Origin of the sequence: Shewanella aquimarina, assembly GCF_023349185.1 — a bacterium.
GTDB classification, from domain to species: Bacteria; Pseudomonadota; Gammaproteobacteria; order Enterobacterales; family Shewanellaceae; genus Shewanella; species Shewanella aquimarina.
The window spans coordinates 15,405-36,316 of record NZ_JAKIKY010000017.1 but is presented as its reverse complement, the minus strand read 5'-3'; the positions used below and the strand labels follow the sequence as shown (position 1 = coordinate 36,316).

The window sequence follows — 20,912 nt, the reverse complement described above, 5'->3', positions numbered from 1 at the left end:
ATAGAAACAGAAAAACCAGTTGTTCAAAGCAACTGGTTTTTTTATTGCAAATCAGAAAGCAAATACTATCGATGCGCCTTAGTTTTTAGCTGTAGTCAGAAATTAAAAATCACTACTTTGATAAACGCTTAGTCATGAAGTATTTGCAGCCTGTCGCAGGATACTCCTCCTGGGTCCACTCCAGTCGATAGCCTCTGGCCTCGTAGAAGGGGCGCGCCTGAAAGTTTAGGGTATCTAAGATGGCATAGATGCAGCCGCGTTCCCTGGCGATACGTTCGGCCTCTTCCAGCATTTGGCTGCCGACCTGTTGTCCTCTGAGCGATTCGCTCACCCAGAAGTTATCTATCATCAGCCAGTTGCCGAAGGTGCGAGCCGACAGGCCGGCGAGCAGCTCGCCCGCCTCATTCTCAAGCTTTAGGCCCAGAGGTAAGCGCTCGCTTACCTCCCAACGTTGCCAGTTAAATTCGGCGATTTTCTGTTTGACGGTATCGGCAAATTCGCTGGAATCGTCATGGGTAAAGTTGATTTTGCTATCTGTGTTCAAGTGACATTTCCTTTATGAAAATTATCTAGAGGCATTATCGCTAAGAATCAAGAGTATGATATTGGTGCCCCGGCCTTTGATCGGGTACACTAGCGCCTTTGTGAGCCACGAAAGAAGATATAATGGACAGTTTATACCCAGCTATTAAGCATATACACCTCACCCTGATTGCCGTGAGTGTGCTGTTTTTTATCGTACGATTTGTGCTGCATCTTAAACAATCAGCCATCATGGACAAGAAATTTGTTAAGATTGCGCCCCATGTGATCGATACCTTCCTGCTGCTCTCCGGCCTAACCTTATGCTTCATCATCAAGCAGTATCCGTTGCAGGATGCCTGGTTGACCGAGAAGATAGGCGCAGTGATCGCTTACATCTTCCTGGCTGCTATCTCGCTCAAGGCTAACCGTAACAAACTCTTCAAGACCTTCGCCGCCCTGGGCGCGCTGGCTTGGGTGATGTACGCTGCGAAAATTGCCATGTTTAAACAAGCAATATTAATGAGCTAATGACAAACCTGATCTTAAACGAGGCGCTCTCTCTGCCAGAGAGCGCCTTTGATATTTCCGAGCACCTGGGATTTTCCGATAAGGAAGCGGCTAAGTGGGCCTGGTACGAGCTGGCGGGTGCTGTACTTAGCCACTATTTGGTCGACAGAGAAGCCCGTCTTGAGGCGCTGCTGCAATGGTTCTATCAGGATCTCGGCTTCTGTGCTCGAGAGTCCTATTTCAGTATAGAGGCGGCAGATCTGGCCAGCTGTATCACCACGCGTCAGGGCAACAGTACCACGCTGGCGACTGTGCTTATGCTGCTGGGTAAGCAACTGGACCTGGTATTGCAGCCGCTGCTGTTGCCGGGCACCACAGTGCTAAGCTGTCGTATCGACGACAAGGTGCGCTATATCGACCCGCTCACCGGGCAATCGCTGACTCGTCATCAACTGCATGTGTTGGTGCGCGGCGAGTTAGGCAATGGCGCGCCCTTTAAGCCACGTTATCTGAAGCCCGCGAGCCTCAAGCGCCTGCTGTCACGCATGCTGCACGAACTCAAGGCCGGAGCCATTCTCGCGAGCAAGTTTGAGAGCGCCATGGAGTGCTGTAACTTGCTGCTGCAGTGGCACGAAGATGACCTGAATCTTAACCGGGAGCGGGCCTTTATCGCCCAGCAGCTAGGTTGTATCAGCGTCGCGGCGGCGGACCTACGACACTTTGTCGATAACAGTCCCCACGACCCTGTGACCGAGCTGGTCAAATTACAGTTAAAAGAGCTCAACGACGAGGTTGAGGTCTATCATTAACCCTCAGGGGCCAGGCCGGGAAGGCCTGACCCGGGGCTAAATTTACCATGGGCGCCACAAGCTGCCTGCGGCCATCGCTATAACTACAACAATAAATAACGAATAGAAAAATAAAAGGGAGATGAGATGAGCAGTACCGCATTAGTCAGCAATGACGCCGCAGCCTTAGTCACCAATGACGCCACGGGCCTGGGCCTGCTGGCGGTGATCTTAGGATTCGTGTTTTACACCAACAGCAGCCAACACCCATTCTGGGTGAAGTTCTACCGTTTTATTCCTGCGCTGCTGCTGTGCTACTTCTTGCCTTCACTGCTTAACTCATTCCATATTCTGGATGGCGATACGTCAAACCTCTACTTTGTCGCCTCCCGCTATCTATTGCCTGCCTGTCTGGTGCTATTGATCTTAAGTGTCGACCTCAAGGCGATCCTAAGCCTGGGCCCCAAGGCGATTGTGATGTTTTTAACCGGCACAGTCGGCATAGTGATAGGTGGCCCCATCGCCTTGCTTATCGTGTCGACCCTCAACCCAGAGATCCTCGGGGTGAGCGGCCCCGACGCGGTATGGCGCGGCATGACCACCCTGGCCGGCAGCTGGATCGGCGGCGGCGCCAACCAGGCGGCGATGAAGGAAATCTACGAGGCCGGTGGCAACATCTTTTCCATCATGGTGACGGTCGATGTGATCGTGGCCAACATCTGGATGGCCGTGCTGCTGTTTATGGCCTCTAAGGCCAAGGAGATCGATGCCAAGACGGGCGCCGATACCCGTGCCATCGAGACGCTTAAGTTGAAGGTGGAGAAGTATCACGCCGAAAATGCCCGTATCGCCAGCCTGAGAGATCTGATGATGATCGTCGCCGTGGGCTTTGGTATCACGGGTCTTGCCCATGTGATCGCCGATTTCCTGGGGCCCTTCTTCGAGGCGAACTATCCCTGGACCCGCGACTACAGCCTGACGTCTAAGTTCTTCTGGCTGATCGTGACAGTGACTACCATAGGTCTGGCCATGTCGTTCACCCCTGTGCGCCATCTCGAGGCGGCTGGCGCCTCTAAGGTCGCCTCGGCTTTCCTCTATATTCTGGTGGCGACTATCGGCCTGCATATGGATGTGTTGAAACTATTCGACCCGGCCAACCTCTGGTATTTCGCCATCGGCATCATCTGGATGGTCGTCCATGCCGGTTTCATGTTGCTGGTGGCCAAGCTGATTCGTGCACCGCTGTTTTATATGGCGGTGGGCAGTCAGGCTAACGTGGGCGGTGCCGCTTCGGCGCCCGTGGTGGCCGCAGCTTTCCATCCGGCTCTGGCACCTGTCGGTGTACTCCTGGCCGTATTAGGCTATGCTGTAGGCACCTATATGGCCTGGGTGTGTGGTCAGATTTTGCAGGTCGTCGCCCAGTAATAGGGCTCGAAATGCACTAACGTATTTGATTCCTGCCGGGGTTGCCCCGGCTTCTTAAGAGAGAAGTAGCGATGAGTAATAAAACCATAAAGTTAGGTAGCATTGAAATTGCAAACGACAAGCCTTTTGTCCTGTTTGGTGGCATGAATGTGCTCGAGTCGCGAGACCTGGCCATGCAGATCGCCGAGACCTATGCGGAAGTTACTCAGAAGCTGGGGATCCCTTATGTGTTTAAGGCATCGTTCGACAAGGCGAACCGCTCATCGGTTAACTCCTATCGCGGCCCTGGCATGGAAGAGGGACTGAAGATCTTCCAGGAGATCAAAGACACCTTTAATCTGCCACTGATCACCGACGTGCACGAGCCGTACCAGTGTCAGCCTGTAGCCGAGGTGGTGGATATCATTCAGCTACCGGCCTTCCTGGCGCGTCAGACAGATCTTGTGGTGGCCATGGCCAAGACAGGTGCCATCATCAACGTGAAGAAGCCACAGTTCCTGGCGCCCCATGAGATGCGCCACATCATCACCAAGTTTAACGAGGCGGGTAACGACGAGATTATCCTGTGCGAGCGCGGCTCTTGCTTCGGCTACAACAACCTGGTGGTCGACATGCTAGGCATGGATGAGATGAAGCAGTCAGGCTACCCTGTGATCTTCGATGCTACCCATGCCCTGCAGCGCCCAGGTGGACGCAGTGACAGCGCGGGCGGTCGTCGTGCCCAGGCCACAGAGCTAGCTCGTAGCGGCATGGCGCTGGGCTTGGCGGGTCTGTTTATCGAGGCTCATCCGGATCCAGACAATGCCAAGTGTGACGGTCCATGTGCCTTGCCACTGCATCAGCTGGAAAACTACTTGACCCAGATGAAGGCGATCGACGATCTGGTGAAGTCTTTCGACCCAATCGATACCAGCAAGTAAGCTAGACTTCACTCAGACTGCTGTAAACCGAGGTCGACATTGAGGTCGACATAATGCTGAAGCCCCGCCTGTGCGGGGCTTTTTGTTGTTCGTTAAATTGTCTCAGGCACCTGCGCTTTAGCCTGCCATCGTCCTAAAGCTTAATCACATGACTCACTGTCCATGAGCCATTTTCACTCGCACCAAGGCTGTTTAAGCGCTAGGCTAATACCCCCTTTATCTGAGTAGCGCCTATGTGGATCGTATTTACCTTTCTCGCCGCCTTCATGCAGTCCTGGCGAAATGCTCTGCAGAGTCAGCTGAGTCGTGATGTCAAGGTGGCCGGGGTGACACTGGCGCGCTTTATTTGGGCGGGTCCTATCGCCGCCTGTTATCTCATGGCCCTCTATCTCTGGCTGCCGCCTGAACAGGCCATTGGCGCCTCGCCGTTTCCCGCCCCTTTCTGGAGTTTCGTGCTCGGCGCCGCCTTGATGCAGATTGTGGCCACGGGTTTGATGGTGAAGCTGTTTCAGCTAAGAGACTTCGCCATAGGGGCGGGTCTGGCCAAGAGTGAGGCAATTGTCGCCGCTGTGTTTGGCGCGCTGTTTTTTGGTACTCAGTTAAGTTTACTTGGCTGGCTCGGCGTGGTGATTGGCGCAGTGGCCGTACTTTTGATGAGCAAGGGGGCGGGCGTTGCCAGACTTTCACCTCAAGTGTTACTGCTGGGGCTTGCCTGTGGCAGCGCCTTTGCGCTCACCTCACTCTGGGTCAGAGAGGCGAGCCTGGTGCTGGCCTTGCCCTTTCCTCACAGCGCCGCCTGGGTGCTGTTTTGGGTAATAAGCCTGCAGACAGTCATCTTGTTGCTATTTCTCTGGTGGCGGGACCATCAGACCCTGGCCGCGCTGTGGCGCAGGCCTAAGTTGACTCTGGCCATCAGCATCACCAGCTGCTTGGGTTCTATCGGTTGGTTCAGTGCCATGGCCTTAGAGGCGGTGCCTTATGTGAAGACCTTAGGGCAAGTTGAGGTGTTCTTTACCCTAATCGTGGCGGGGGGCTATCTTAAACAGAAGGTCAAGCCGAAGGAGATGACCGCCTTACTGCTTATCGCAGTGGCGGCCATCTTGGTGATCTGGGGATGATTTAGTTTAGGCGGTCTGGTAGCGGGCCAGGATGGTGCCCAGACTCTCAGAGGCCTGTGATAGCTGACTGACACCGATTGAAGACTGGTTAGCCAGCTCCTTGATCACGTTAGCCTGCTGTCTAATCTCACTCAGCTCCGAGGCGATATCGTTGGCCACGGCGCTTTGCTCCTCCGAGGAAGCCGCTATCTGGAAGCTCATGTCGATCACCGATTGCGATGATTCGTTGATGGCGCTGACGTCTGTGCCTATCTCGGTGATCAGCGACTGGCTGGATTGGGCCTGCTTAACCGTGCGCTGGGTGATGTTGTCGATATTGTTGGTTTCCTGCTGCAGGTTCTCGATCATCGCCTGGATCTCTACCGTCGCTGACTGCGTACGGCTGGCCAGGGTTCTTACCTCATCAGCAACCACGGCGAAGCCGCGGCCCATCTCTCCGGCGCGGGCTGCCTCGATGGCGGCGTTGAGCGCCAGCAGGTTGGTCTGCTCCGAGATGGCGTTGATGGTGGTGATCACCTCGTTGATCTTGGTGGCGTTGACCTTGAGGGTGCTAACCGAGTCTGAGGTCTGCTCGATGAAGCCCGAGAGCTGCTCGATATCCTTGATCGCCTTCTGCACCCGCTCGTAACTCTGACGCACAGATTGCGAGTTTTGCTCTACCTTTTCCACCGAGCTGTTGGAGATGTTAGAGACCTCTCCGGCGGAAGCCGTCATCTCTTCCATGGCGGTGGCCACTGAGTCGAGAGAGAGGTACTGCTGCTCTATCTGGCGCTCACTTTCTTGGTTTTCTGAGGCAAATGAACTGGCTGTATTATGCAAGGTCTCGGCGCTATCCTTGACCGTCACCACGAGTTCGGTGAGTGTGTCCATGGCGTTATCCAGGGCACAGCCTATGGTACCAAACTCGTCGCGGCCCGGGTGGAAGCCCAGGCGCGAGGTGAGGTCGCCCTTGGCGATATTCTTGGTGGTGGTCCACAGCACCCAGAGGGCGCCGCCGATAAAGGTGGCGTTCCAGTAGAGCAGGACGGAGAAGGGCAGCAACCAGAGATAGGTCAGCAGCAGGCTGTAGAGGGCCGATTGTCTGGCGTCTCGCTCACGGCTGGCGACATTCTGCGTCAGGGATAGATTCTGCCCCGAAGCGCTGCGCACCACGGCGGTAATGCTGTCTTGGGTGCGGCTGGAGCTGACCTGACCGCTCTGCTGGATATTCAGGCTGGCAAACTTATCGGTTTGGCCGCTGGCCTCTAGGGCGCGAACCATGCCCGATAGTTCGCCCTCTAGCGCCATCATGGAGCCTTGCTCTATGGTGTCTATGCTCTCCTGGTAGCGGCTGACGCCGAGACAGGTGATGGCGATGAAAAATAGCGCCCCGATGACCCAGAATTTATCGTTAATAGACATCTTGATGAAGAGTTTGTCTATGGTGCGAAAATTAACTTCTCTCATAGTTTTTTCCGTCTCAATTTAAGGCTGAGGCCTTAGACAATAGTAGAATAAAATGCGGCGACACCCTTAAAATTACGCCTTTTTTACTAATAAATACAGGATGGTTTAACGTTTTTTTTACATAGATCTAGGCTAGGTCGAGATTCCCATGCGTCCCTTGAACCAAGGGGGCAGCGTCAGCGCCAATTGGCTGGCGAGCAGGCCAAAGCTGGCCCCGGCGAGCAGATCCCCAAGATAGTGATAGTTCAGGCTCAATTGCCCGGCGATGACGGCCAGCATACAGCCTATCCAGAGGAGCATCAGCTTGGGCATATGGCGCCAGAAGGTGAAGGCGAGGGCGAAGGTCAGCAGGGCATGACCCGAGGGGAAGGAGTCGTAGGCAAGTCCCTGGGCAAAGGGATGAAAGGCCTCGATGCGATCGGCGACCCAGGAGGGATTGTGGCCATCGCCCAGGGTTATCCAGCTCTCAGGCCAGGTACGACCGAAACTCCATTTGGCGACCCAGCGAATGGAGAAGGCAAATATTAGGGTGAGCACCAGTTCCAGTGCCAGGGCCTGAAACCTGGCGCGAAATCGCTCGCTAATGCAGGCGAAGATAGTCAGCCCCGCGAGAAACTCCAGCAGCAGTGGCATCTTACTCAATAGTTTTAACCCTGGGTGAGAGAGCTCTTGTGCATGCATCAGATCGGCCAGCTGGCGGTCGATAAAATGAACCGAGAACAGCACCAGGGCAAGTAGCAAACCATAGAGGATCAGGGCGCCTTTGGGGCTACTGGGAAAGAGGTGTTTTAGCATGGATTTGGGTATCTATGGGAGAAGGAAGCTCTAGCCTAAGGGAAATCTGAGGGCTTGCAAAGCTTGTTGCCTCACAGTCTGCACAACTCTTGGCACAACTCTCGGCTTAACCCTCAGCCCAACCCTCAGCTTTAGTCTCTGCTGAGCTGAGCTGAGCTGAGCTGAACTGAGCTGAGCTGAGTTGGACAAGGCGATAGCTAAGCGAATGGTGATGTTCAGGGGATTGGCTTGGTAAAACTGCCTGTAGGCTAGCGAGGTGAATCGAGGATGTGAAATGGTTGGCGTCATGGTGGCTGGGCGATGCCGAGCCACCATGACGGAGGGTCAAGTGCGCAGGCTCTCGATCAGGTAGTTGAGGCTAGGGCTCTCTTCTAAGTTACTGGTCGGGAAGACGTTGTACTTAGGTGGAATCAGCCAGTCGCGCTGCACCAGCTCATCGAGCAGATCCAGGTATTGCACGCTGGTCTTACCCACGAGCAGGTTGTCCAGGCTGCGAGTCTTAGACAGGTGCAACATGTCGAGGAAGCCACTCAGGTAGAGATGATCTTTGGTGAAGCCTCCACCGCGATAGACACGGGCCGTGGTCGAGAAGGCATCGTCCTTGTCCATCTCAAGTTCATCGATCAGATAGCTATAGGTGAGGTAGAAGTCCTGCTCCTTGAGCATGGAATCAACTGCCAGCACACGCGCGGCCAGAGTATTGAGACGAGAATGTGCCATGAAACCCGCCTTAAGTTCGGCCAGGATCGCCAGGCCTTCCTGGGTATAGGTCGAACCGGGCAGTCCCAGACGCAACACCTTGAGCGATTGCTGCTTGGCGTTGAGAGTGGTGGCCATATGCACCCCCAGCTCATGCTGGATCAGCCGCTGTACCTCGCTCTCGTGAAACTGGGCATGGCTGCTGATCGCCAGCTGCGCCGGGTTTGAGCTGACCATGGCGCGGGCGACGATGGCGCCGCTGAGGCCTATCTTACAGCGCATCTGCCACTGCTCGGCGCTCTGCTTCATCAGCTCACATACCTGTTGGGCGTTAAGGCTTTCCCCTCTATCTTCTGGGATCTCCTTGGCGTACAGCAGGAACTTGGCGTTGGCAATCGCGCTCTTATCCGGGCGGCCATGGTAACGCAGCGAGTTGTAGACGAAGCCTTCCTGGCCGACACTGGTCAAGAGGTCTATCTGTTCGCCCAGCTTGTTGACGATATCCTTGTAGAGCTGCTTGAGCGCGGGATCGGCAATATTGTCTATGGGCAGACGATAGAGGCGATATTTAAACTCGTTGGCATCTATGGGGAGCTGACGATAGGCGAAGTTTGGCTTGAAGCGACTCGGAGCCTTCATGAAGCGTCGACGCTCGGCCGCCAAATTGGTCGGATTGACATATTTTAGGGTGTCGACCTTCTGCGCCAGGCGGAATAGGGCGGCATCTATCTCCAGTACCTCGGGCTCGATGGCGCTGCTGAGCATGTCGGCGCGGCGGGTCTTGCTTTGACGATTGAGCTTACGCTGGAAGTAGGCGCTGGTGGCACTAAAGGCGTTTTTCAGCCCCAGCTTAAGATCGTCCAGCACTATGGGGTAGACCTCACCGGTCAGCTCGTCCATAAACACCTTCTTGATCTCCGTCGGCAACACTAAGGTGCGGTCGAAGCGGGCGTTGGTGTGGGCGATCAGGTAGCCGCGGCCCTCGAAGGCCACGTCCAGTTCGGCATCCAGCTCTATGTTGGGCAGCGTGATGGTCTTCAGCTCTCGCTTGAACTTGTGGACCACGCTGCCCCAGCGCTCCATATCGATCTGCGAGGTGCCTATGTTAAACACGGGCGTCGGCTTCTCGATGCGCTTGTAGTTGTAGGAATGCAGGTCGAACACTATTACCATGCCGAACATGCTCTCAAGCTTGGCGATCAAGGCCTCGTACAGGCGATAGAAATCCTGGTGCTTGGCATGGCTGATGGCGCGCTGCTTGGCGCTTAGCGGCTTGCGCCAAACCTGTTTCATCCAGGCGGACTTGTAATAGGTACTCAGGCTCTTGGGGCGGTTGAGATCGTACTCGAAGCGCGAATCGCTGCCCGCCAGGGTGATCGGCTGCGAGGCGATCACCTCGTCGGTGAAGGGATCTTCTTCGAAGTAACGCTCCTCGGCGCTGAGCTGGCACTGCTTGACCAACTCAGGGCGCAGGTTGTGCCCCGCATGAATCGCGGTGCACACGACGGGCAGATACTCTTGGATGGTGATCACACAGCCGGAGGAGGCTAGCTGGCCAGAGAATGTCTCCCCGCGTTTAATCAGGGAGAGCATCTGGTCGAGACTATAGGTTTGCATTTTCTACCGCTTGACGATATGCACTCTTACGTTGCATCAATAGCTCTTTGGAGTTGATGATGTTCTCGGCGAAATCGATCACTTGTTTCTGCAGACGTACGCGGTTGAGTTTGTTGATACGCGTGATGCCTCCCGGACTGAGGACGTTTACCTCGACCAGCTTATTGCCAATCACATCCAGACCTGTGAAGTAGAGGCCGTCGCGCACCAGTTTTGGGCCGATTGCGGCGCACAACTCGCGCTCTTCACGTGTAATAGTGTGTCTGACCACGCTGCCGCCGGCATGGACGTTAGATCTGAACTCGCCCGAGGCTGGCACGCGGCGCATGGCGCCAATGGGCTCACCGTTGAGCATCAATATACGCTTATCGCCTTCCTCGGCGCCCTCGATGTAATCTTGCAGGATCACATAGTTGCTCTGTTCATCCGTGCCGATGTAGAAGTCCAGCAGTGAGCTGAAGTTTTGGCGGGCGCTCTTTTCGATCACGATAACGCCATGACCGCCGAAGCCGTTCAGCGGCTTTAGGATCATCTTATCGCTGTCGCTCTCTTCCAGTACCCTTTGCAGGTAGTCGCGGTTCTTCGACACATGGGTGGTAGGAATGTACTGGCTCGCCGCACCGCTCATGCTGGCGGTGTAGAGTTTGTTGTTTGCGACCCTGAGCCCCTCGAGATCATTGATGATCAGGGTGTCGCCTTTGACCGAATCCAAGAAGTTGAGCGCCAGGTTATCCAGTGGCGGATTGGCGCGCATAAAGATGCAGTCGAAGCCGGCCATGGGCAGGCGCGCCTTATGAAATTCGGCGGTGCGATAAAAGCGGGGAATGTTGTCCGATATCTTCATCCCTTTCTTGATGATTTGACAAAACCCGTAGACGCTACTGTCACGAATGGTCAGCCCACTGGTAGTGGTGATGGCAACGGTATGACCACGCTGCGCGCACTCATGAACTAATCTCAGGGTGGTATCTGATTCAGGATCGATACGCTCCCACGGGTACATCAAAAAACAGATGTGCATTCTTTAAGCAACCTCATCTTCTGGGGGAGATTCCACATATTCATACTGCTCAACACGCTTGTTACTCGTGCTGTTTAGGGTGTGGAACTTTTTGGGCTCGCGGGTAAGCTTGATGTACTTCAGCCATACATGCTCAAGCTTGGTATTTGCCTTGTTGGGGTGTTTTAGTACCTTAACAAAGTGTTTTTCCTCTGCAGTTTCAGGCTCAAGATCGCCTGCCTCAAAGGCTTGCATAGTGTCGCCATATAGGCTTAACAATTCAGCTTCAGACAAGGTAAACTCTCCGGACTTACTGAAGCCGCGGGGAAAGTTTTTGTCATCAAAAAAACGCTTTTGACCAAAACGAAATGACTCTTCTGACATAACAACCTCTCACTGTGATAGCAACGCTGTAACTACAGGGTTTTTCGATCGCGAAATTATGATTTTTGTCGTTAAAAGAGAAACAAAACTTTTTTATCGTCACCATTAGGATTAGTTGTTATTCTCTCGGTGAAATTGACCGAGAGACCAAAATGGACGTCAAAGTATTTAAGACCTTTCTAGAGGTGGCCAGAACAAGGCATTTCGGCCGTGCGGCAGAGAATCTCTATATCACTCAGGCGGCGGTGAGCGCCCGGATTAAGCAGCTGGAGTCCTTCTTCGATTCCGCCCTGTTTGTGCGTAATCGCAACAGCATTCAACTCACCACCTCGGGCGAGCGCCTGGTGCCCTATGCCGAGGTGATGGTGAGTACCCTGGAGCAGGCGAAGAACGAACTGGCGCTGACCAGTCACAAGGCGTTGCAACTGACCATGGCGGGCACGCCCAATATTTGGGATGCCTATTTGCAGCACTGCCTGAGCAAGGTGACCGACGCCTTCGGCGGCTACGGCTTCCTGGCCGAGGCGCTCAGTCGCGAGCAGCTAAACCGTAACTTACTTGAGCGTACCTTGGATATGGCCTTTGCCTTTGACCCGCTTAAGTCTGAGGAGTTGGTGTGCAAACAGGTCGCGGATCTTATCTTGGTGTTGGTCTCGACCCGTCCCTGCGATCAGTCAGAGGCCCTGAGCGAAAAGTATGTTTATGTGGATTGGGGGACACGTTTCGCCTCGGAGCATGCAGAGAGACACTATCGTATGCCGCCACCTTACCTGCGTACCTCTACCGGACGTATCGCCCTGGACTTTATTCTGGATAAGGCGGGGTCGGCTTATCTGCCGTTGTCGATCGTGGAGCCATTTCTACAGTCGGGTCAGCTTTATCGCGTCGATGGGGTAGAACCCTGGAATCGCCCCATCTATCTCTCCTACCGTAAAGACAGCGGCTCGCTGGAGGCGATCATCAAGATTGAGGAGCTGGTTAAGGAGATCGATCCCCTGACCGCCTTCAGTCTGCAACAGATTGGCCAGCTTGGCTGATAACCAAATAGAGGAGGCAGACTAATCGTCGGCCTCATCCCTCTGCTTGCGCCTGATGGCGATGCCGATACAGAAGGCGGCGCCCCCCCAGGTCAGGCTTAAGGCAAGCAGCATCATGATAAGGGCACTTTGACTCATGACTTGTCTCCCGGGTGTTTATCTGGATAGCCTGGTGATTTGCTGGTGAAGTTAATCAGTACGGCGAAGAAGAGCATGGTGCCCACTAAGCCCCAACCTAAGAAAAGTTGATCGGCAATGGGATAATCGCCATAGCCGTTGACTAAGGTGTTGTAGAGATTCTTTATCAGTATGGTGGCTAAGATAGCCGGGCTGATGAAGCGCAGGCAGACGACAAACCAAGCGCCTACCCTGAACTCCGAGTTTTCATTGGCATGCTCATGAATCACAGTTACCTTCAGTAGCCAGGTGATGATCAGCAGCTCCAGCAGGCAGCTCAGCAGCAGGGCGATGTTGTTGATAAAGTAGTCCACCAGATCCAGTAGCAGTAGGCCGCCATTGGTGGCAAAAGCCATGGAAACCAGATAGCCAATGCTGCACACCAGTACCGCGGCGGGCCTGCGGCGCGCATGGAACTTGTCGATGACCGCGCTGGTGACCGCTTCTATGATGGAGATGTGCGAGCTTAATCCGGCGATCACCAGGGCGATGAAGAAGAGTGGTCCCAGAATGTAGGGGGCCGGCATCAGGTTGATCGCTGTGGGTATGGTGACAAACGCCAGGCCTATGCCCGAGCTGACCACCTCGGTCAGGGGCTTCATCTGCTCCTCGGCCATGTAGCCCAGTACACCGAAGATCAGTATGCCCGCCAGAATCGAGAAGCCACAGTTGATCAACACCGTCATGAAGGCGTTGTTGTTGATGTCGGCCTTGCTGGGTAGGTAGCTGGAGTAGGCGAGCATGATGGCGAAGCCGACGCTGAGGGTGAAGAATATCTGGCCGTAGGCGGCGGACCAGACCTGGGCGTCCAACAGCCGGCTAAAGTCCGGTTCAAATAGATAGTTGAGCCCAGATAGCGCCCCAGGTAGAAACAGGATACGACCTATCAGCACCAATACCATGATAAACAGCATGGGCATCATGATCTTGTTGGCGCGCTCAATCCCTCCCTTGACCCCGGTAAAGACCGCCATGAAGGTCATCAGCCAGGCGATGCTCATGGCGATGGCTATGCCGACTTGAAAGTCACCCAGATGGGAAGGTGAGTTGTTTCCTAGTTTAAGATATTGATTAAAAAAGAAGTCATTGGGATTGTCTCCCCAGGCCAGGCTGAAGGAGAAGCCGAGATAGGAGAGGGTCCAGCCGATGACGGCTACATAATAGACGGCGATCACCGCGGCGATGAACACCTGGAACCAGCCGAGCCATTCGAGCCTGAAACCGAGGGTATGACCGAGCTGGGCGAAGATACGTGGTGAGGTCTTCTTTAGCTTATGGCCCAGGCTAAATTCCATGATCATAAAGGGGATACCGGCGGTGAGCATGGCGAACAGATAGGGAATAAAGAAGGCACCGCCGCCGTTGTCATAGGCCATATAGGGGAAGCGCCAGATGTTGCCCAGTCCTATGGCCGAACCGACCGCCGCCAATATAAAACCTACCCTAGAGTTCCACTGCTCTCGTTTCATCTATCACCTCGAGCCTCGCGCCTTTTAAGAATAATTCTAGACGCTTATGTCGAGGTCAGGGCAGAAAATCTCCTGCCTTATATATGACTTATGTGTGGCTTGATGTGCAGACGCATTTCAGGCCTTGTCGTCGCACTCGAGAGATTTAAGCTGCCGGTAGATGGCCTCATTGACAGGAGCCGCTATGCCATGGACGGCGGCGCGGCTCAGCAGGTAGCCGGTGATCGCCTCAATCTCTGTCTGGCGGCCGTGGTGGATATCCTGATGCATGGAGGAGTAGTTGCCTGCGGTCAACTCGATCACCCGATAGACGCGCTCGGTCAGCTGCTGTCGCTCCAGTGCAATCCCTTCGGCCTTTGCCACGGCGATCACCTCCCCAATCAGAGCCAGTATGGTCGGCCTGAACTGTGCATCGGCCAGTTTACCGTTAGGACAGTCATTAATGGCGGTTAGCGGGTTGATGGCGATATTGATGGCGAGTTTCTGCCACAGCATGGGCAGGATGGGCTCGCACCACTCGCTGTTGCTGATGGCCGCGAGCAGGGCCTGGCGTAGATTCGCCGCAAGGGGGGCACCCTGGGCATGGCCAAGCTGTGTCAGGCCGGCACCCGTCTGTTTAATCTGCCACCTGCCGAGTTTCAGGGCGCCCTGGGAGGTGGTGCCCAGGCTAAGACCGCGGCCTGCCAGATGTGGTGCCACACTCAGGTGGGGCCCCAGGCCGTTGTGCAGCAACAATATGTGTGTGTCGGTAGAGAGAGTCTTTAACAGAGGCAGTAGCGCCGCCTCGACCTGATAGGCCTTGACGCAGACTATTAGTAGCTCACAGCTTGCCAGCCCTGTTTGGTCGATGAACTGCGCTTGACGCTTTAGCGTCTCGCCATCGAGGTCGGTCAGCGCCAGCTCTTGGCTGCCGGCCTCAGCGTCTCTGGCCATTAGCACAGGCGCGAGCCCGTGGATGGATAGCTGGTGGAAGATAAGCTGACCTATGGCCCCGGCGCCCAGGATGACTATTTTTCCTGGCTGAGCTTCACCGGAGTGAGCTTCATCGGGCAGGGTTTCATCGGGCAGGGTTTCACCGGGATGAGTTTCACCGCCTTGAGTCTTGTCGGGTCGCATCTCGTTTTGCCTAGCCTTATTTAAAGTGGTCATGATTGGGTCTTGGCTCTGGCTTTGTTGGACTCGGCTTTATTGGCCACGTCTTTATTAGCCCCGGTTTTATCGAGCATGCTGGCCTTGATATAGCGGCGGTAGAGCCAGAGGCCGAAGTAAAACAAGAGCACACCCACCATGTCGGCGACGAAGTCGGCGGTGGAGGCGCTGCGATAGGGCAGGCGAGACTGCACCAGCTCGATAAAGAGGGCGTAGCCGGCTAGTATGCCCGCCAGGCTGTACCACTTAGGTTCGAAGGCGAGATGGGTCAATAGCGCCAGACCGAAGAAGCTGCCTAGATGACCAAGCTTATCCATGTGTGGGATCACTTGTGGGTAGTTAGGGCGGGAGAATACCAGGTAACTGATCACTATGATGGAAAGAAGAAGCGCTATCTTAAAAAAGGTTTTTCGAGAATTCACGGGTCGCTTAGGTTAAGTGGCTTTGCCCAATCATAGGAAAATGTCATCTTAAAGTCATTAAGAAACGCCTGTTGAAACATTAAGAAATTTTGGCGCTCTCTGGCCCGAGCGGGTAAACTAGCGGGCAGATAAAGTGGTTAGGGCCTATTGAACTTTTAGGTTTCATTTTTGTTCAACCTAAACGTGTTTAGATGAACCCCTTGGGCAGCGTTTGTAGGCAATTTCTACGGCGTTATCGCCAGTTTGTGTAATTTTGGTTTATAAAAAACACTACACGACACAGGCCCTACCTTGTATAAATCACCTGCAGCTGCTGTAAAACCAACAGCAAAGATCAACAGGCCTTAAATAGAGGATGATAAATATGCCTTCGATGGATATCGTATCGGAAGTAAACGAAGTTGAACTTCGCAACGCCGTAGACAATACGCGCCGTGAACTGGATAGCCGTTTCGATTTTCGTGGTGTCGAGTGCGAAGTCACCTATAAAGATCATCAGGTGACCCTGTCATCTGAGTCCGATTTCCAGTGCCAGCAGATGGTGGATATGCTGCGTAACCAACTGAGTAAGCGTAACGTAGACCCGGCTTCCATGGACGTGGCCGAGAAGGCGATTCACAGCGGTAAGACCTTCTCGCTTAAGGTGACCTTTAAAGAGGGGATCGACAGCCTGGTAGCCAAGAAGCTGGTGAAGCTGATCAAAGACAGCAAACTTAAGGTGCAGGCAGCCATTCAGGGCGACTCGATTCGAGTGACCGGCAAGAAGCGTGATGATCTGCAGGCGGTGATGGCCATTGCCCGCGAATCGGATCTGGGCCAGCCGTTCCAGTTCAATAACTTCAGAGACTAATCATAGTCAATGATGTCAAAAGCCCCGCCGATTGAGCGGGGCTTTTTTATAGCCTGTTTTCATTGCCTGTTTTTAGCGGCCTACTCGGTAAATGATGTGCTAGTCGCTTGCCTGTCGCTCCTCGGACGGATTTAAGGGGGCGGCCTGCTCGTCACCGTTGGGATGCGGCGCATATTTCTGCACCAGTAGGATGAGTCCCAGCACAGGGAAGCCGATGACGCTGGCGGCGACGAAGAAGTTCACATAGCCGTAGGCATCGATATATTGGCCCGAGAAGCCCGCTACAAACTTGGGAAACAGCAGCATGATGGAGGAGAGCAGGGCATATTGGGTGGCGCTATAGCCGCTGCTGGTCAGGCTGGAGAGGTAGGCGATAAAGGCGGCGGTGGCGACTCCGGCGCTGAAGTTGTCGATGGAGATCACCACCGTCAATAGTTCTAGGTTGTAGCCGATCATCGCCTGATAGGCGAAGAGTAGGTTGGTGACCGCCACCATGAAGGCGCCGAGGAAGAGGATCTTCATGGTGCCGTAGCGGGCCAGCAGCATGCCGCCGGCACCGGCGCCCACCAGGGTCATGATCAGGCCATAGACCTTACTTAGGGTGGCGATCTCCGTCTTAGAGAAGCCCATGTCGACATAGAAGACATTAGCCATGATCCCCATGACGATATCCGAGATCCGGTAGCAGGAGATCAGTAGTAGGATCAGCAGGGCGCTGCGGCCGTAACGCTTAAAGAAATCGACGAAGGGCAATATGCTGGCGGTATAGAGCCAGGAGGCGGCGGCCGCCACAGGTTTGGGGTAGCGCGCGGATAGGCTCTGCTGCATGGCCGATTCAATCGCGTCAGCCTCCTTGGCCTCGACCTTAGGTTCGCTGCTCATCAGTGTGGTGAAGATGCCGATGAACATGAGCCCGGCCATCACCAGATAGGCGGTCTGCCAGGAAGCCAGATCATAGGCCTCGCTGTTGGGGTCGACCCAGGCGGCTATGGTCAGGGCCCCTGCGGTAGCGACAATCATGGCGCTACGGTAGCCCACTTGATAGGCGGCGGCGAGGGCCGCCTGCATCTTCTGCGGCGCGGACTCGATACGAAAGGCGTCGATAACAATATCTTGGGTGGCCGAGGCAAAGGCGACCATGAGGGCGAACAGCGCCAGGCGCTCCAGGTCGGCCAAGGGGTCACTCTGGCTCATGCCTAAGATGGCGAGCACCAGCAGGGTCTGGGCAAATAGCATCCAGCCGCGGCGCCGTCCCAATATTTGGGTGAAGAAGGGCAGCGACATGCGATCGACCAGAGGCGACCAGGCCCACTTGAAGCCATAGGCCAGGGCTATCCAGCTGAAGTAGCCGATGGCGGTGCGATCTATGCCGGCCTCTCTGAGCCAGAAGGAGAGTGTCGAAAACACCAGCATCAAGGGCAGGCCGGCGGAAAATCCGAGAAACAGCAGGATCAATACCCGCTTGTGGAAATAGATGGTGAGGGCGTCTCGCAATCGGGAAACTCGGGATGCAATCAAAATAGCAGTCGGCTTTGTCAGGCTAGGTGGGGTTAGCTTAAACGCTGACGCGGCAAATAAAAAGTGAAAATTCGGTCATGAAAAAAGCCCAGTCCCGAGAGACTGAGCTTGGCTTTTTACGACTAGTAAAGCATTGGTTATGACATTGAGCTTGGCCTGGTACCGACACAACAACTTGGGCAGGTGCCGCCGAGACTGAGAAAGTCGCAGCAATCGTCGATCTGCTTTCGCAGGAACTGATTGCCCCGTATGGTCCAGTCGGGCCACCTGTCAAAGGCGTGTATCAAGTGCCAAAACACTCGCTCTATATCGGTTTGCGCGTCACCCTGATGATTGAACTGAGCCCACTCTTCTAGGGTGTCCCATAAGTAAAGCTGGATCTCATTGGAATCGAGTTGATTATTTAAAAACGCTTTTCCATATTGAGCCAGCTGGGGCGCTTTATTATCGATGAACTCATTTGCTGTCATCGTTCGCCTCCTTGCTACTACAGGCCTAAGTATAGCCAGTGGATTTGCCGCCAGTTGTCTGAGATAAAAAACTGTGCGTTCTGTTTTTATGGCACTTAGATGAAAGTGCCATTAATTTTGAATGAATGCAAAGCCTTATGTTTATCTTAGGCCGCTAACCTATACTTACTGTCTAGGTAGCAAGGTTGCCTTCTTGAGGATGATCGGCTGCACCGGGAAGTCGGGCCAGCCAAGCTTGGTGTTGATCTGCGTCTCTACCTCGGCCATGGCCTCGAGTACTTCCATGCCTTCCATCACTTCACCGAAGACGGCGTAACCCCAGCGGCGCTTAGAGGGATCCAGGCGCTTGTTGTCGCCCACGTTAAAGTAGAACTGTGCGGTGGCCGAGTGGGGATCGTCTTCGCGGGCCATGGCGATGGTGCCCAGGCTATTGCTCAGGCCGTTGCCTGACTCGTTGACGATAGGCTTGCCATAAGGCTTCTCTTCCAGCTTAGGATTGAGGCCGCCGCCCTGTACCACGAAACCTGGGATGACGCGATGGAACAGGGTGTTGTCGTAGTGGCCTTTGACCACATAGGTGAGAAAGTTATCGACCGTGATAGGGGCGCGTTTACGATCCAGCTCGACCACTATGTTGCCCATGGTGGTTTCCAGTTTGACCTTGGGGTAGATGGTATCGCTTTGAATGTCCAATGCCTGCGCCAGGCCGGAAAATGCGAGTAATAGTAGGGCGCCAAGCCAGATTCTCATGTGAACTTCCTTATCTTAGTTATTGTTGGATGAACTGGTTGAGTTCGGGGTCGTTGATGATCTTCGCCGTCAGGTCGCTGAGCAGATCGTTGACCGACAGCTCTAAGGTGGCAAAGTCGGCGCTAAAGGGACCGGAAACCAGGTTACGGGCCGTGTAGCGCTTGGTAAAGGTCTTGCTGGTGTTACTGGCGATGACATTGATGATGATGTCGTTGGTCGCCTGATAACCAAAGGTGGTGTCGCTGACATCGGTCAGCAGTTTTTCCAGTTGCAGCTGCATATGATTGACTGAGCTTGGGTCGATACGATATCCCGCCTTGGTAAATCCCTCTCGAAACACCTGTTCCAGCTGACGACGAGGCGACTCTGACGGGCTGACCAGCCTGGCGGCATCCCCTTCATTATTAAAGCGGGCAACAAAGTTTGCCGAGCGGGTATCTATCATCTCGATGGCGATGGGCTTAGCCGGGATCCCCTGAGATTCCACCACAGGCAGCTGTGGATTGAGCGCCATATGGGTCGGGGTATGGGTGGCGCAGCCAAAGAGCAGGCCGGCACAGGCGATGATGGGAATAATTCGTTTCATAGCGGAAAATCAAGCTGTAAAAAGGTGGCATCAGCATACCAGAATCCTCATTGGATGCCAGTGTGAGGCGAGTTTGTTAAGGCTTTGTTGTTCGCCGGGGTTTTAACTTAAACCAGAAAGCGTTAGAGTAAAAATTCCACTAAAAAGGCGCGGCCAAGTTGCCGTCAGCCAGATAACAAAGATAAGAAAGATAACAAGCAATGAAGATGGATATTCAACCCGGCGCGGTGCAGACCCTGGGGGCGCCGGATAGCCTGATCTTAAGTTCGGGCCAGGTACAGTATGGTCATTTCGACGGCCCGGTCAAATCCTTTGGCCTGGAGCACTTTCGCTATACCAATGTAATGGACAAGCCTGCCAGTCATCTCGCCCGGCATTTTCATTTCAAACAGTTCCAGTTTGTCTCTGTGGTAACGCCAAGGTATGTGATTGGGGTCGCCATCGCCGATATCCGCTACGCCGGCACAGGTTTTTGTTACCTCTATGACATAAAGGCCAATCGGCTGATGGAGACCACCTGGCTCAAGCCCCTCGCCATCGGCTGTCAACTGGCAGATTCGCCTTGGTCCGGTCGGGCGCAGCTTGCCAGCGGTAAGGGCAAGGTGACCATAGAGATAGTCGAGGGAATTTGGCAGCTCAATATCGACACGGCGCAGATAAAGGCCGACTTGCAGCTCACCCCTATGCCGCTGAGCCTGCCGATGGCCATGTGTAACCCGACCGGCTATAGCGGCTGGACCTATACCCAGAAGCACAATGGCCTCAAGGTGGGCGGCAAACTGACGATTCACCACGAGCCCCAGCCGCTCAATCGCACCCTGGCGGGCTATGACTTTTCGGCTGGCTATATGCGCCGGGAGACCAGTTGGCGCTGGGCCAGTATCAATGGCTATCAGGGGGATGCGCTGGTTGGTCTCAATCTGGCGGCCGGGGTGAACGAGACCGGCTGTAACGAGAATGTATTTTGGATCAACGGCGAGCGTCATCTATTGGGGCCTGTGCATTTTGCGTTTAGCCGCGCGCCCGAATCCGCTGATGATGTCAGCTGGCAGATCAGTTCTCAGGACGGCCGGGTCGCGCTGAACTTCCGACCGCTCAATCGTCGCCAGGAGAAGCTCAATCTCTGGTTGCTCAAGAGCAACTTCAGGCAGTATCTGGGCTACTTCGACGGTGAGATCCGCGACGGCCTGGGACGCACTCACCACATCGATAATCTGCTTGGCTTAACCGAAGATCACTTTGCACGCTGGTAAGGACTTT

At 54.5% G+C, this 20,912-nt stretch carries 22 protein-coding genes; 8 read left to right on the top strand and 14 right to left on the bottom strand.

Annotated features, from left to right (window positions below; genetic code table 11):
• Positions 1–112: 112 nt before the first annotated feature.
• A complete protein-coding gene (locus L2731_RS17885; protein WP_249254734.1) occupies positions 113–544 on the bottom strand; it encodes a GNAT family N-acetyltransferase in 432 nt (143 codons plus the stop codon).
• A gap of 122 nt (positions 545–666) precedes the next feature.
• On the opposite strand from L2731_RS17885, the gene L2731_RS17880 reads away from it, so the two are divergent.
• From L2731_RS17880 to L2731_RS17860, 5 genes are all read left to right on the top strand, one after another.
• On the top strand, positions 667–1,053 hold the full coding sequence (locus tag L2731_RS17880; RefSeq protein ID WP_249254733.1) for a SirB2 family protein: 387 nt from the start codon (positions 667–669) through the stop codon (positions 1,051–1,053).
• Complete coding sequence (locus L2731_RS17875) at positions 1,053–1,841, top strand: transglutaminase family protein (RefSeq protein WP_249254732.1); 789 nt, start codon at positions 1,053–1,055, stop codon at positions 1,839–1,841. The genes L2731_RS17880 and L2731_RS17875 overlap by 1 nt, the downstream gene beginning before the upstream one ends.
• A 126-nt stretch (positions 1,842–1,967) precedes the next feature.
• Positions 1,968–3,245 (top strand): DUF819 family protein, encoded by a 1,278-nt coding sequence (locus tag L2731_RS17870; RefSeq protein ID WP_239851912.1) that lies wholly within the window; start codon positions 1,968–1,970, stop codon positions 3,243–3,245.
• Between the two features lie 71 nt (positions 3,246–3,316).
• Positions 3,317–4,165, top strand: coding sequence for a 3-deoxy-8-phosphooctulonate synthase (gene kdsA, locus L2731_RS17865; RefSeq protein ID WP_041509052.1), 849 nt, complete (start codon positions 3,317–3,319; stop codon positions 4,163–4,165).
• Between the two features lie 233 nt (positions 4,166–4,398).
• Positions 4,399–5,283 carry a DMT family transporter gene (locus tag L2731_RS17860; RefSeq protein WP_249254731.1) on the top strand — a complete coding sequence of 295 codons (885 nt, stop codon included), beginning with the start codon at positions 4,399–4,401 and terminating at the stop codon, positions 5,281–5,283.
• A gap of 6 nt (positions 5,284–5,289) precedes the next feature.
• Here L2731_RS17860 and L2731_RS17855 read toward each other — a convergent pair whose 3' ends face one another.
• From L2731_RS17855 to L2731_RS17835, 5 genes are all read right to left on the bottom strand, one after another.
• Positions 5,290–6,729 carry a methyl-accepting chemotaxis protein gene (locus L2731_RS17855; RefSeq protein WP_249254730.1) on the bottom strand — a complete coding sequence of 480 codons (1,440 nt, stop codon included), beginning with the start codon at positions 6,727–6,729 and terminating at the stop codon, positions 5,290–5,292.
• A gap of 132 nt (positions 6,730–6,861) precedes the next feature.
• The gene (locus L2731_RS17850; protein ID WP_249254729.1) at positions 6,862–7,524 is read right to left on the bottom strand and encodes a phosphatase PAP2 family protein; all 663 of its coding nucleotides are present in this window, start codon (positions 7,522–7,524) and stop codon (positions 6,862–6,864) included.
• A gap of 324 nt (positions 7,525–7,848) precedes the next feature.
• Positions 7,849–9,840, bottom strand: a complete 1,992-nt coding sequence (locus L2731_RS17845) for a flavohemoglobin expression-modulating QEGLA motif protein (RefSeq protein WP_249254728.1) — start codon at positions 9,838–9,840, stop codon at positions 7,849–7,851.
• Positions 9,827–10,861 carry a glutathione synthase gene (gene gshB, locus L2731_RS17840; protein WP_041509057.1) on the bottom strand — a complete coding sequence of 345 codons (1,035 nt, stop codon included), beginning with the start codon at positions 10,859–10,861 and terminating at the stop codon, positions 9,827–9,829. Before gshB ends, L2731_RS17845 begins: the two co-directional genes overlap by 14 nt.
• A 3-nt stretch (positions 10,862–10,864) precedes the next feature.
• Positions 10,865–11,224, bottom strand: a complete 360-nt coding sequence (locus L2731_RS17835; RefSeq protein ID WP_041509058.1) for a MaoP family protein — start codon at positions 11,222–11,224, stop codon at positions 10,865–10,867.
• Positions 11,225–11,376: 152 nt separating this feature from the next.
• Here L2731_RS17835 and L2731_RS17830 point away from each other — a divergent pair, with 152 nt between their 5' ends.
• Positions 11,377–12,261, top strand: a complete 885-nt coding sequence (locus L2731_RS17830; RefSeq protein WP_249254727.1) for a LysR family transcriptional regulator — start codon at positions 11,377–11,379, stop codon at positions 12,259–12,261.
• Between the two features lie 21 nt (positions 12,262–12,282).
• Here the strand turns inward: L2731_RS17830 and L2731_RS17825 are convergent, their stop codons facing one another.
• From L2731_RS17825 to L2731_RS17810, 4 genes are all read right to left on the bottom strand, one after another.
• Complete coding sequence (locus L2731_RS17825) at positions 12,283–12,399, bottom strand: MetS family NSS transporter small subunit (protein WP_152619090.1); 117 nt, start codon at positions 12,397–12,399, stop codon at positions 12,283–12,285.
• Positions 12,396–13,907: a sodium-dependent transporter gene (locus L2731_RS17820; protein ID WP_249254726.1), complete on the bottom strand. Its 1,512-nt coding sequence runs from the start codon at positions 13,905–13,907 to the stop codon at positions 12,396–12,398. The genes L2731_RS17825 and L2731_RS17820 overlap by 4 nt, the downstream gene beginning before the upstream one ends.
• Before the next feature lie 117 nt (positions 13,908–14,024).
• Positions 14,025–15,056, bottom strand: coding sequence for a ketopantoate reductase family protein (locus L2731_RS17815; protein ID WP_249254725.1), 1,032 nt, complete (start codon positions 15,054–15,056; stop codon positions 14,025–14,027).
• Positions 15,053–15,478, bottom strand: a complete 426-nt coding sequence (locus L2731_RS17810; RefSeq protein ID WP_249254724.1) for a VanZ family protein — start codon at positions 15,476–15,478, stop codon at positions 15,053–15,055. The genes L2731_RS17815 and L2731_RS17810 overlap by 4 nt, the downstream gene beginning before the upstream one ends.
• Positions 15,479–15,842: 364 nt before the next feature.
• Here L2731_RS17810 and L2731_RS17805 point away from each other — a divergent pair, with 364 nt between their 5' ends.
• The gene (locus L2731_RS17805; RefSeq protein WP_041509061.1) at positions 15,843–16,328 is read left to right on the top strand and encodes a YajQ family cyclic di-GMP-binding protein; all 486 of its coding nucleotides are present in this window, start codon (positions 15,843–15,845) and stop codon (positions 16,326–16,328) included.
• Between the two features lie 99 nt (positions 16,329–16,427).
• On the opposite strand, the gene L2731_RS17800 is transcribed toward L2731_RS17805, so the two are convergent.
• The 4 genes from L2731_RS17800 to L2731_RS17785 all read right to left on the bottom strand — a co-directional run bounded on the left by L2731_RS17800 (position 16,428) and on the right by L2731_RS17785 (position 19,652).
• The gene (locus tag L2731_RS17800) at positions 16,428–17,846 is read right to left on the bottom strand and encodes an AmpG family muropeptide MFS transporter (RefSeq protein ID WP_239851902.1); all 1,419 of its coding nucleotides are present in this window, start codon (positions 17,844–17,846) and stop codon (positions 16,428–16,430) included.
• A gap of 137 nt (positions 17,847–17,983) precedes the next feature.
• Positions 17,984–18,316 (bottom strand): hypothetical protein, encoded by a 333-nt coding sequence (locus L2731_RS17795; RefSeq protein WP_041509063.1) that lies wholly within the window; start codon positions 18,314–18,316, stop codon positions 17,984–17,986.
• Positions 18,317–18,481: 165 nt separating this feature from the next.
• Complete coding sequence (locus tag L2731_RS17790; protein WP_249254723.1) at positions 18,482–19,066, bottom strand: peptidylprolyl isomerase; 585 nt, start codon at positions 19,064–19,066, stop codon at positions 18,482–18,484.
• A 19-nt stretch (positions 19,067–19,085) separates the two neighbouring features.
• Positions 19,086–19,652: a YajG family lipoprotein gene (locus tag L2731_RS17785; protein ID WP_239851900.1), complete on the bottom strand. Its 567-nt coding sequence runs from the start codon at positions 19,650–19,652 to the stop codon at positions 19,086–19,088.
• 200 nt (positions 19,653–19,852) lie between these two features.
• Here L2731_RS17785 and L2731_RS17780 point away from each other — a divergent pair, with 200 nt between their 5' ends.
• Positions 19,853–20,905, top strand: coding sequence for a DUF2804 domain-containing protein (locus L2731_RS17780; protein ID WP_249254722.1), 1,053 nt, complete (start codon positions 19,853–19,855; stop codon positions 20,903–20,905).
• Positions 20,906–20,912: the final 7 nt, after the last annotated feature.

Bases quoted from the DNA above. Each gene is read 5' to 3' on its own strand.
- L2731_RS17880 (WP_249254733.1), top strand. From the start codon at position 667: ATGGACAGTTTATACCCAGCTATTAAGCATATACACCTCACCCTGATT.
- L2731_RS17875 (WP_249254732.1), top strand. From the start codon at position 1,053: ATGACAAACCTGATCTTAAACGAGGCGCTCTCTCTGCCAGAGAGCGCC.
- L2731_RS17870 (WP_239851912.1), top strand. From the start codon at position 1,968: ATGAGCAGTACCGCATTAGTCAGCAATGACGCCGCAGCCTTAGTCACC.
- kdsA (WP_041509052.1), top strand. From the start codon at position 3,317: ATGAGTAATAAAACCATAAAGTTAGGTAGCATTGAAATTGCAAACGAC.
- L2731_RS17860 (WP_249254731.1), top strand. From the start codon at position 4,399: ATGTGGATCGTATTTACCTTTCTCGCCGCCTTCATGCAGTCCTGGCGA.
- L2731_RS17855 (WP_249254730.1), bottom strand. From the start codon at position 6,729: ATGAGAGAAGTTAATTTTCGCACCATAGACAAACTCTTCATCAAGATG.
- L2731_RS17850 (WP_249254729.1), bottom strand. From the start codon at position 7,524: ATGCTAAAACACCTCTTTCCCAGTAGCCCCAAAGGCGCCCTGATCCTC.
- L2731_RS17845 (WP_249254728.1), bottom strand. From the start codon at position 9,840: ATGCAAACCTATAGTCTCGACCAGATGCTCTCCCTGATTAAACGCGGG.
- gshB (WP_041509057.1), bottom strand. From the start codon at position 10,861: ATGCACATCTGTTTTTTGATGTACCCGTGGGAGCGTATCGATCCTGAA.
- L2731_RS17835 (WP_041509058.1), bottom strand. From the start codon at position 11,224: ATGTCAGAAGAGTCATTTCGTTTTGGTCAAAAGCGTTTTTTTGATGAC.
- L2731_RS17830 (WP_249254727.1), top strand. From the start codon at position 11,377: ATGGACGTCAAAGTATTTAAGACCTTTCTAGAGGTGGCCAGAACAAGG.
- L2731_RS17825 (WP_152619090.1), bottom strand. From the start codon at position 12,399: ATGAGTCAAAGTGCCCTTATCATGATGCTGCTTGCCTTAAGCCTGACC.
- L2731_RS17820 (WP_249254726.1), bottom strand. From the start codon at position 13,907: ATGAAACGAGAGCAGTGGAACTCTAGGGTAGGTTTTATATTGGCGGCG.
- L2731_RS17815 (WP_249254725.1), bottom strand. From the start codon at position 15,056: ATGACCACTTTAAATAAGGCTAGGCAAAACGAGATGCGACCCGACAAG.
- L2731_RS17805 (WP_041509061.1), top strand. From the start codon at position 15,843: ATGCCTTCGATGGATATCGTATCGGAAGTAAACGAAGTTGAACTTCGC.
- L2731_RS17795 (WP_041509063.1), bottom strand. From the start codon at position 18,316: ATGACAGCAAATGAGTTCATCGATAATAAAGCGCCCCAGCTGGCTCAA.
- L2731_RS17790 (WP_249254723.1), bottom strand. From the start codon at position 19,066: ATGAGAATCTGGCTTGGCGCCCTACTATTACTCGCATTTTCCGGCCTG.
- L2731_RS17785 (WP_239851900.1), bottom strand. From the start codon at position 19,652: ATGAAACGAATTATTCCCATCATCGCCTGTGCCGGCCTGCTCTTTGGC.
- L2731_RS17780 (WP_249254722.1), top strand. From the start codon at position 19,853: ATGAAGATGGATATTCAACCCGGCGCGGTGCAGACCCTGGGGGCGCCG.